Annotated in this window: 6 protein-coding genes and 1 pseudogene; 4 read left to right on the top strand and 3 right to left on the bottom strand. The window is 35.1% G+C overall.

Translation table 11 applies throughout. The features are described 5' to 3' along the window. Positions 1–511: 511 nt before the first annotated feature. On the bottom strand, positions 512–1,357 hold the full coding sequence (locus ACYVEC_RS15255; protein ID WP_098557076.1) for a DUF2785 domain-containing protein: 846 nt from the start codon (positions 1,355–1,357) through the stop codon (positions 512–514). Further along, on the bottom strand, positions 1,354–2,112 hold the full coding sequence (locus ACYVEC_RS15260) for an alpha/beta fold hydrolase (protein ID WP_075313662.1): 759 nt from the start codon (positions 2,110–2,112) through the stop codon (positions 1,354–1,356). The genes ACYVEC_RS15255 and ACYVEC_RS15260 overlap by 4 nt, the downstream gene beginning before the upstream one ends. A gap of 73 nt (positions 2,113–2,185) precedes the next feature. Between ACYVEC_RS15260 and ACYVEC_RS15265 the strand changes: the two genes are divergently transcribed. Continuing rightward, a complete protein-coding gene (locus ACYVEC_RS15265; protein WP_460507134.1) occupies positions 2,186–2,527 on the top strand; it encodes a DUF1878 family protein in 342 nt (113 codons plus the stop codon). A 148-nt stretch (positions 2,528–2,675) separates the two neighbouring features. Then, entirely contained in the window at positions 2,676–4,106 is a 1,431-nt protein-coding gene (locus ACYVEC_RS15270; protein WP_199678313.1) for an IS4 family transposase, read from the top strand. 380 nt (positions 4,107–4,486) lie between these two features. On the opposite strand, the pseudogene ACYVEC_RS15275 reads toward ACYVEC_RS15270, so the two are convergent. Beyond that, positions 4,487–4,995, bottom strand: a pseudogene (locus ACYVEC_RS15275) (ABC transporter permease); the annotation flags it as partial. Positions 4,996–5,969: 974 nt separating this feature from the next. On the opposite strand from ACYVEC_RS15275, the gene ACYVEC_RS15280 reads away from it, so the two are divergent. Both ACYVEC_RS15280 and ACYVEC_RS15285 read left to right on the top strand, forming a co-directional pair. Next, the gene (locus tag ACYVEC_RS15280) at positions 5,970–7,223 is read left to right on the top strand and encodes an MFS transporter (RefSeq protein WP_000858625.1); all 1,254 of its coding nucleotides are present in this window, start codon (positions 5,970–5,972) and stop codon (positions 7,221–7,223) included. A 14-nt stretch (positions 7,224–7,237) separates the two neighbouring features. After that, positions 7,238–11,794, top strand: a complete 4,557-nt coding sequence (locus tag ACYVEC_RS15285; protein ID WP_098556030.1) for a non-ribosomal peptide synthetase — start codon at positions 7,238–7,240, stop codon at positions 11,792–11,794.

The raw sequence follows: 11,794 nt of genomic DNA on the forward strand, positions 1-11,794 counted from the left end.
CTGTTTTTATAACATTTCTTCGTATATCGAATAAATATCCAAAAAATTACACATTCAAAACACTGTTATTGTGGCTGTTGTAAACAAACGCTACTTTTACATAAAAAACACTCGAACAGCTTAAGAATTATATTTACGTGTCCAATTAGCTAAAATGATTTATCAAATCAAAAAGGAGAGTGGGGCACATGAAAATAAAATTCAGAGTTGGTAAATTGAAAGTGAATTTCGAGATTAAAAAAGCTACATTTAAATTAATTGGCGAGTTAATAATCAAAATGTTTTTATAATGGACAAGAGGGTATTAGTTTATTTTGTTACTTAAGTACCTATGAAAGTAGGTGCTTTTTCTTTGTTATGGGGTACCGCCACATATCCATCAAGCTAAGATTTTAAAGTATCTCCTAAACGGAAATTCTATATTTTTTATAGTACAAAAGTTTAATTTTATCGTTTTGGGGAAGAATGTGTTTCTTAAGTTGATAGCGATGGGGACGGCCCCTCTAACCCTTTAACTGAAAGAAAACTTGTTCAATATTGCCTCAGTACCAAGTATGACCGTGTTAAGCTCATTCCCTCGGCTATCTTGTCCCCTTCTGAAATAGAGACTGCGTAAAAAATTCTTGCTGTTCACGCGAGCAATCACCTGACTGCGACTTCTCGGCAAATTGCAGCATTGCGCTAAGCCGCTAATCCAATTAGCGATTTCTTGATGTGGAAGTAACTCTTTGTCAATCATCGTATCCACGATGTTTACCAACCGCTCATCATCCTCATCGCTAAAAATGTGTCTACCATTATGAAGCATGCCAGAAATAGCGACAAGAACCTCACGCAGCATTGCGACGCTGCTCTCCTCGCACTGCACCAGCTCAACAAAAACATCCGCACCATGAGACGCGCTGTGAGCCCAGCCTCCTACTGAAAGGTAACCTCGCAGATCCTTCTCCTCTTTATAATAACGGAGCATCACATGCATTAATTGCTCAATTTCCGCTTGATTTAAAAATGGATTCTGTCTGTGGCGTTGCACAATCAAAGCGATAGGTAAGGCAGAGAACGTCCTTGTAAAAACTGACTGATCATCCTCGCTACCAATACTATAGAACAAATGGTTCTCATCAGTCAGAACAGTTAAGAGGCTTCGTAACTCCTCTTCACTGAATCTATTCTCTTCCTTAATCCACATATAAAACATCGAATAAATCAGGTTATCCCGTAATTCTGGCTGAGGATCGCCAATATATTGAAGTAACAAAGGTAAGAAATCTTGATGCTGCTCACCTTCGTGTAACTGATACTCATCCTTCTCAATTCTTTGTAAATCCAGCATCAATTTAATCCTTGTATCGCTCATTTCCCCATCTCCTTCAACATTAACATAATCTCCTCTATAACAACTTCGGGCTCATCATGATGAATATAATGTCCACTTCGACTAGCAATCCGGTACTTGCTTGACGTTGATAGCCATTGGAATTCTGCTTGGAGTTTTTGCTCAATTTTCAATATTTCTTGAGATGGCCATCCCTCTTCAACATTGTCAGGTAAACCTCTTGTAATAATTGCAAGAGGGAGGTTACTTTGATTTGAATGATCAACGATTTGCTTATAACTTTGTATTTTATCAATCTTCTCACTATTCAACATAGGATTCTCGTAATATTCCCTATTTCTTGCAAGCAGATTTTCGGGTAGAACCTTTTCATAGGCAAGTTCTTTATATTCCGGTGCAGCGTCAACCAAAACCATACCACAGATGTTCAGTGGATAAAGGCTGGCATATAATCTAGCGACCAAACCACCAAAAGAATGCCCCACCAATATATAGGGCTTCTCCACTTCAAGCGCTAGCAACAATTCGTTGAGCTCCTCGACTAGATCATAGCAAGTCGTCGGGACGGATGCGACTTGACTCCTGCCAATACCCGACCTGTTATAGGAAAAGGTTGATGTTTTTTGCGATATTCGGTCTTGGACTTTTTTCCATGTCTCATAGCTATCGCCTAACCCTGCTATGAAGATTACGCTTGGAATACTGTTACGTGAATATTTATTTAATAGTCTGCGGTTATCACAGATATCAATTATCTTTTCATTTTGTATAGTCACTTTTAATCACCCAGTTCAATTATAAGCTTCACACTATCATTATTTCTACAATAATTTGATTATTTTATTTTTTGTGAACTTTCCTGTTTTTTATTTTTTAACTTCAGCTGAAACTGAAGAAGAACAAGTAAATGCCTTAAGAAAAATTTTAATTGCATTTCATGATCGATTAACTAGAGAAGAAGTTTCGATTTTTGCCCAAAACGATCATTTATTTTCTAAATTTAAACTTCCTTTAGATATGCTATACAGCCCAGAAAAGCCTAATTTAGATGAGTTTAAACTATATATCACTAAGATTTTTTATCAAGAATTTGAATTGAAATACTTATTATTAAGTTTAAAAAAACAATGTATTTTTGTGAATGTCCGTGATTATCTTTTAGAGCAATTAAAAATGAGTAATAACGTTTGATTATATAGATATATAAAGGTGGCATAAATAATTATTAAACGGCTATTTGGTACCGCTACATCGCTATAAAACTAAGGTTTTGCACTATCCATAAAGCAAAAAAGGCGTTATCCTTTCTGTAGAATTATAGGAAAGGATGGCGTTTTTTATGTCTGTTTCTGTGTCTGATGAATTACAACTATTTGCTCAAGAGATTCAAAGTTTTTTATCTCCAAATACCTTACGGGATCTTGCTAGAGATGTTGGTTTTGTACAACGAACTAGTAAATATCAAGCAAAAGATTTAGTCGCTTTATGTATATGGATGAGTCAAAATATCGCTACAACCTCTTTAGCTCAGTTATCTAGCTGTTTAGAAGCATCCACAGAAGTACTCATCAGTCCAGAAGGGCTGAATCAACGGTTTAATACATCAGCCGTTCAGTTTTTACAACATATATTGACTAACCTTCTAAATAAAAAATTAACTTCATCTATGCCACTTTCTTCTCCATACACCTCTGTTTTCAAGCGTATTCGCATTTTAGATTCCACTGCATTTCAGCTTCCAGATATATTTTCAACCATTTATCCTGGGGCTGGAGGATGTAGCCATACTGCTGGGATGAAAATTCAACTTGAATATGACCTATTAAGCGGACAATTCCTACATATCCATACAGGTCCAGGGAAACAACATGATCGAACCTATGGTTCTCTGTGTGTTCCAACTGTAACACCAAATGATTTATGTATCCGTGATTTAGGGTATTTTCATTTAAAAGATCTTCAACATATACAAGATAAAAAGGCTTACTATATCTCTCGTATTAAATCCAATACACGTATTTATCAAAAAAATCTCACACCTGATTATTTTCAGGATGGAAAAATCAAGAAAGGTACAGAGTATATACAGATAGATATGGAGGCATTAATGAACTCTCTCCAACCAGGGCAAACCTATGAAATATCCGATGCTTATGTAGGAATGACTGATAAAGTACCAACTCGTGTGATTGTTCATCGACTTACAGATGAACAACAACAAAAACGATTGCAAGATCAAGCTGTAAGAGAGAAAAAGAAAGGAATAAAGTATTCCCCTCGTAGTAAACGTCTCAGTAGTATCAATGTATATATGACAAATACCTCTACAGATACTGTCCCGATGGGACAAGTACATGATTGGTACTCTTTACGTTGGCAAATCGAGATTTTATTTAAAACATGGAAATCATTCTTTCATATTCACCATTGTAAAAAGATAAAACGAGAAAGATTAGAATGCCATTTGTATGGGCAACTGATCGCTATTCTCCTCTGTTCTTCTACTATGTTTCAAATGCGTCAATTACTTCTTATGAAAAAGAAACGAGAGCTGAGTGAATATAAGGCCATATATATGATTAGAGATTATTTTTTTCTTATTTATCAAGCCATACAGAAAGACACCCAAGAATTATCAAAGATTCTCATTCGCCTGTTCAACCTCCTACAGCAAAATGGGCGAAAATCTCACAGATATGAGAAGAAAACAGTCTTTGATATATTAGGTGTCGTTTACAATTATACCATTTCTGAAGATCAAGCGGCCTAATTCAAAAAATGAAACCCGATAGGGTTTATTTCGCATGCAAACCTTTAAATTCTCTAAGCCTGGCTTTTAGAAAAAAGAAATAATCTCTACTATACTTGACATTGTATAATCTTAGCTTGATAGCGATGGGGTACCGCCACATCGCAGTCAAGCTAAGACGTTACACTATCCATAAAGCAAAAAATACGTTATCCCTTCCTCTGACTTTGCAGATAGAATGGCGTATTTTTTCATTTTAAGAGGAAATTTATTTTCTTAGCTTGATAGAGATGTGGTGCTACTCCATTAGTAAAACAAAGAATTTAATTTGCTCACTAAAAAAGTGACTTTAAGTAAGAGGTATATACGGAATACCATCAGCATTTCTTTCAGTTTCCACTTTAATTTATGGAATGAAGTATTTGACGCAAATAACTTCTTCTAATAATAAGGTAGTAAATTATTTGTACACTAATAAAGCACGTGAATATGAGAATAGAATTTCCTGCAATAGGTAAGTCTATGTGCCTGCTCTGCGCTAAAAAACTTATTGCCAAGAAGGCCACGCTACTGTGAAGAACAGAAATCAAAATAGGTATAAAAAATAATATGCTAATTTGTTGGGTTACATTTTTTTTATCTCTCTTTTAGTTAACCCTAATTTAGAAAGCATTTGAAATTGGCTTTTATCTCAATCTCAATCTAAATCTAAATATATTGATAAACAGATGCATAAGAAACTAATTGTAAATATAAAAAATACAACTCCTACTAGTACACTAAGAATAGATAGTATCGCATTCACTTGTTTACTTTCTAACCATTTTAATACCGGGGAATCAAATATAAAAGGTCGATATGCGTTTGTATAATCATTTGGAATTATCTTTGTAAGTTTTTTAGCTACATTTTTATTAGCACAACGAGTTAGCGTATGAACAGAGTGTAGCAAGCGGCGAGTCATAGTCGATAGTGAACTTCTGTCATATTTATAAAGAATAATAAAAATTGAGTGGGATCCGGCTGGGTTAATAGCTATGTCATAAAAAACATGACATTTTGACACTACCGTATATGACAGAAAAACACTTAGTATCAAAGAGCGGTTTTTAACACATTAACAATAAATGAGGAGGGGAGATTTTCATTGCGTATGATAAAAATATAAAGAGGAATGAAAGGGGAAAAAGGTATGACCTATTTATGAAAAATAAACCAGTAACGAGAGTGTTTTAAGGAAAAGAAGTAATTTCTATGATTAACATACATGTGGAAAAAGAGGAGTATATCGTGTGTTATGACTCAATAGCGTTTGTGAAAATAATATTAACTAAGATAATTGCAAATTCACCTTGTTTTTATCTGAATTTTCCAATTTGATTATTTCAACTTTATGAAGATAGTAGATAGAAAATTTGTGTGATAGTATTTTAAATAGAAAAAAAAGACAATTCTGAAAAGAGGGTGTAATTTGGATGGTTTAACTATTATAAATTTTAGGGTTAGATAGCTATTAATGGATTATTTTCATTGAGTAGAGTTTTAGCTTGTAGAATATGAAAATCAAAGAAAGTTGTTCAGATAAATTAATGAAATATTATCGTTTTTTACTGTGGTTGTAATGACGATATAACTAGAAATCATTTAATTTGTCCACGTTTATAGGTGAAAAAGATTATTTAGAGTCAGAAGTGAACGTATAAAAACTAAAAATAAATATATTTGAATGCATAAATTATACCAAAGATATTGAATTTTATAGTTATTGAAGTTTGAATACTATTAAATTTCGGATGGATATATGTAGAGTTATAAATTATGTGCAAAAAAGAGGTATTGTGTACACCAAAACATCCGTTTTAGTAAATTTAAGGAGCACATTTTATGAAAACTACCGATTCAAAAGGCCTATTAGGAAATAGGGTTTATTTACAAGTTTTCTCTGCCTATTCATTGCTTATGCTTGGTGTTTTTATTGATATGTTAGCGATTATGACTATAGTTGGGTTTGAATGGGAAGTAGATCCTACTATGATTGGATTGATCCCTGTTGCATATGCACTTCCTGGAATTATTTTTGGCTCATGGGCAGGTGTTATTGCAGATCGTTTTAGAAAAATTCCAATTATGATGTTCTGTAATTTGATGGTTGGTTTAATAACAATTGCTCTTTTATTTGTACAAAATATCCACTGGCTCTTAGTGGCATTAATGATTCGTTCCATTTTTATTGTTTTCTATTATCCTGCACAACAAACACTAACAAGACAGATTGTATCCCCAGATTTGCTTACTAAAGCAGTAAGTATCAACGGAATAGTAGAGCAGGGTACCAAGATAGTAGGCCCACTTATAGGGGGCATGTTGCTGAGTTGGTTTCAGCCAGAGTTCTGCCTCATTATAAGAGCTATAAGTTGTTTATTAGCTACGTTAGTTCTGATACCCACAATAAAATTCAAAGAAACTATATCGAAAGAACTTGTTGAAAAGCAAAAGCAAAGCACTTGGGCCGCTTGGGTACAAGGGTGGGGCTATGTGTTATCTAATCGGATAATATTATCAACTATGATTTTCGTTACAATAGCCATGGCAGTATTACAATTAGTAGACTCACAATTCCCGACTTTATTTAAGAGCTTATTCCCACATGATAAAAGTAAAATGGGATATATCATTTCTATTATTGGTCTTGGCGGAATACTTGGTGCATTACTAACTCAGAAATTAAAACAATTTCAATATGGTTGGGTAGTATGTGGAGGCATGGTTTTAATGGGAATTGGTTTTGGGGGGATTGGTTTGATAACGCCCGGTACGGTCTTCGTTTTGGCCTATCTGATTAGTTTTATCGCTGGTATTGGAAGTGGGCTGATGCTTGTATCTAATCAAGTCATTTTACAAATAGAATCTGATCAAGATCAAGTAGGAAGAGTATTTGGTATTCAAAGCAGTTTAACAAACGCAGTTCTAATTATTTCTCCTGCTATGAGTGGTCCATTAGTGCATTTGTTTGGAGTAACTCAACTCTATGTTTATGGCGGGATTGGGCTTGTTGTCATTGGAGTAATTGGAGTTTCACTGCAGAAATATTTATGGGCTAAACATAAACACGAACCTATAAGAGCAAATAATTTTTGAAGGGAAGATTTTTTATGACCAATGAGGAATGTTTTCCATTAAGTCACCCGCAGCGAAGAATATGGTATACAGAAGTTATTCATTCTGATAAAGGGATATGTAATTTAAGATTTTTATTTAAACTTCATCGAAAAATGAATTATTCAAAATTAAACCAAGTTGTGAATCGTGTTATCAGTGAAAATGACGGTCTGTGCATTAGATTAAAAGAAAATGGGCATCAGGAACCTAAACAATATTTTATTAAACATGAAGAACAAGAATTTGAGTTTTTCGATTTCAGTAATGTGGAGAATTCAGATTTGCTTGAGGAATGGATTGAGCAGAAAACAAAAGAAAGGTTTACATTACTTAATTCAAATTTATACTATTTCGCTTTAATAAAATTAAACGATAATGAATGTGCAGTCTTTGGAAATGTTCATCATATTATCATGGATGGTTTATCAATTCAAATATTTACTGAGCAGATTGCAAAATATTATTATGAAATGCATAACGAGACTGAGGAAGGCGAAATTAAAAATTCATATGTTCAATTTCTGGCCAATGAACAAACATACTTGAATAGTAGTCGCTTTCAAAAAGATCAAAAATTCTGGTTAGAGGAATTTAAAACACTTCCATCTGTAACCGGATTGAAACCCTATAATACGTACCAAGTTAGTACCAAAGCATCACGCGAGACGTTTATATTATCGGAGCATTTGAAGAGGAAAATAGAGTTATTTTCCCAAAATTACAAATTTAGTTTATATACTCTTTTTGTCGCTGCTTTCTCGTTGTCCATGTATCGGTGGACTTCATCGCTTGATATTGCATTAGGAATGGCTTACGGCAACCGTATGACTAAAATGGAACGAAAATTGATTGGAATGATGGTGAGTACAGTTCCTTTAAGAATGGATATTGATCCAGAAGAAGAAGTGCTTTCATTTATTGGTAGGGTGTCCAGAAAACAAAGTAAATCATTAAGACATCAGAAATATCCATTTGATTTATTATTAAAGCAGATTAATAAAGAGAATAACAGCAATGTGAGACTTTTCGGAACTACGATTGATTATAGGGATCGTGATGAAAGTGGTAACTCACTATGGATCGCAAACCGTGAAGAGGTACAAGATTTTGCAGTGCATATTGAAAATCTAATTGATATAGACTCTTTACATGTACATATTGATTATCGTGAGGAGCTATTTTCTAAGGAAGAGATAAAACGCTTTTTTAACGTTATGTTAGCGATAATGGAAAACACTTTTGAAAACCCAAAGCAGAAGGTAGCTGAAATCGAAATTATTTCTGATGAAGATAAAAGAAAAAGTTTAGTTGAGTTCAACAATCCTAAGCTGGATTTCCCACCTCGGGAAACTCTTCATGAATTGTTCGAACGACAAGCAATGATTTATCCAAACGCTATTGCAGTTACGTATGAAAAAGAAAAAGTTACTTATAAGGAGCTTAATGAACGTGCAAATCAGTTAGCTCATTATCTGCAGAAAAAGGGAATAGGACCTGATACTTTAGTTGGACTGTGTGTTGAACGTTCTCTCGAAATGATTGTAGGTATTTTAGGGATTTTGAAGGCTGGTGGGGCTTATGTTCCACTTGATCCAACATATCCAGAGCAGCGACTTCAATATATTTTAGAGGATGCTAGCATTCAGTTATTCGTAACGCAAGAAAGTTTAAAAGAATTGAAATGGTTACCAGAAAATGTTGAATCGATTTGCCTGTATCGTGATCAAGAAGAGATTGGGAAAGAAAGTAAGACCTTGCCGGTTTCTGATGTGAATTCCCAAAATCTAGCTTACGTAATCTATACTTCGGGATCAACAGGGAATCCAAAGGGCGTTATGATAGAGCATCACAATGTCATTCGGTTATTTAAATCGACGGATTGTTGGTATCAGTTTAATGAAAAAGATACTTGGACGCTTTTTCATTCTTATGCATTTGATTTCTCAGTATGGGAAATTTGGGGAGCATTATTATATGGTGGAAAATTAGTTGTTGTTCCGTACTGGATTAGTCGATCGCCAAAAGATTTTTATCAATTATTGGTGGAGGAAGAAGTCACAGTTCTAAATCAGACACCTTCCGCATTTCGACAATTAATACGAGTGTGTGAACATGAAGATAAGAATAAAAACTTGCAGCTGCGTTATGTGATATTTGGCGGAGAAGCGTTAGAACCCATTAGCTTGTTACCGTGGTTTCAAAGATATGGGGATAAAGAACCACAGCTAATTAACATGTATGGAATTACAGAAACTACAGTTCATGTTACGTATTATCCAATTACTCTAGATGATGTGCATCATGCTTCGAGAAGTAATATCGGAAAACGGATTCCAGATTTAGAAGTGTATATATTAGATGCTTATCAACAACCTGTTCCTATAGGTGTAGATGGGGAGCTTTATATTGGCGGGGCAGGGCTTGCGCGTGGGTATTTAAATAGACCTGAATTAACAGCAGAGCGCTTTATATCTCATCCATTTAGTAGTGATCCGAAAGCAAGATTATACCGGACAGGAGACTTAGCGAGGTATTTGCCAGATGGTAATCTGGATTATCGTGGAAGAATTGATCATCAGGTTAAAATACGTGGTTTCCGAATTGAGATTGGGGAGATTGAGTCTACTTTAAATGCATATGCATCTATAAAAGAGGCAGTTGTAATTGTAAGAGAAGATCAACCGGGTGATAAACGATTAGTAGCTTATGTTGTAGGAGATGGAAATGTAGGTGCGTGGAGAGAGTATCTTAAAGCGAAACTACCGAGCTATTTGGTACCTTCAGGATACGTGAAGATGGAAGCCATTCCACTTACAGCTAACGGCAAAGTTGATCGTGAGGCCTTACCTATGCCAGAGGAAAAGCAGATTAATAGTGAATGTGTTGGCCCTCGGAATAGTAATGAACAGATACTGGCTACAATTTGGAAGCAAGTATTAGGTATTAAAAAGGTGGGAATCTATGATAATTTCTTTGAAATTGGTGGCGACTCGATTCTCAGTATTCAAATCATATCTCAAGCAAGTCAAGTAGGGTTAAAACTTACTCCAAAGCAAATGTTTGAATGCCCAACTATTGCCGAGCTGGCACAAGTGGCTATAGAAACGCAGGGAGTACAAACGGAGCAGGGGATTGTGACAGGAGATGTGCCTCTTACTCCAATTCAGTACTGGTTCTTCGAGCAAGAACATCCACATCCAGAGCATTGGAATCAATCAATGCTTTTAAGAGTAAAAGAGAGATTGGATGTGAAGTTACTAGAGGGAGCAATATTAAATTTAATCAAACATCATGATGCTTTACGTTTCAGGTACGAGCAGTTACCAAACGGAACATGGAGGCAGAGAAATGAAGGGACTGATGAGCTGTCAGTACTCCATGTTGTAAAACGGAACAAAGTTAATGAAATAGAGTGGAATAAAATAATACAAGAAGAGATGAACATTAATCAAGATAGTTTCAATTTAGTTACTGGTCCGTTAATGAGAGTAGTTTACTTTGAGGATAACTTGACTGGAAATGATCGAATATTCTGGGTGATTCATCATTTAGTAGTAGATGGAGTATCGTGGAGAATTCTATTGGAAGATTTACAGGTGGTATATAACCAGATGAAACAAGGTCAAGGAATTCGCTTACCTGCGAAAAGTACATCTTTTAAAGAATGGTCTGAACGACTCCAGACATACAGTGATTCGGGTATTTCAAAAGAAGTACAGGATTATTGGAATGAACAAGTAGAAAAAGAAACGATGACAATTCCAATGGACTATCCAATACAAGAAACAACAGAAGAATCGATTGATCAAGTGACGAGGACTTTAGGAATAGAAGAAACACATGCATTGTTACACGAAGTTCCAGTGACTCATAAGACAAGGGTTGATGAGGTACTATTAACGGCATTAGGACAAGCTATCGTCGATTTTACAAATCAGCAAACGGTTTCTATTCATCTAGAAGGACACGGAAGAGAAGAGATGATTGAAGGTATTGATTTATCACGGACAGTGGGCTGGTTTACGAGTATTTATCCCGTTCATCTCAATTTTCAAGGAACTCAAACACCTATAGAAGGGTTAAAGGCTGTCAAAGAACAATTGCGTCGAATTCCGAATCGCGGAGTTGACTATGGTATTTTACGTTACTTGAATAAAGGGTTAATTCCGGTTTATCAGCAAAAGCCTTCAATAAGCTTTAATTATTTGGGCCAATTTGATCAGGTGTTTTCAATGGAATCTTTGTTTATGCAAGAGACAGGGTTTACATTTTTAGATCATGCTCCAGATTCCAAACCATCTCATCTAATTGATGTTATCGGAATGGTGAAAGATGAAAAGTTACATTTTGTTTGGATGTATAGTAGGGAACAGTTTTCTAAATTAAAAATTCAAGTGATAGCAGATGGAATGTTGAGGCATCTTCGTCAACTTATAAATAAACCAATAACAGAGTCTGCTTTTACGGTATCAGATTTTGCTGATGCGGAGGATCTTACGGAAGAAAGCTTGAGCAGAGTATTACTTAAATTAACAAAGAAGAGGGTGTAA

The sequence above is a fragment of the Bacillus sp. MN7755 genome (assembly GCF_054771475.1).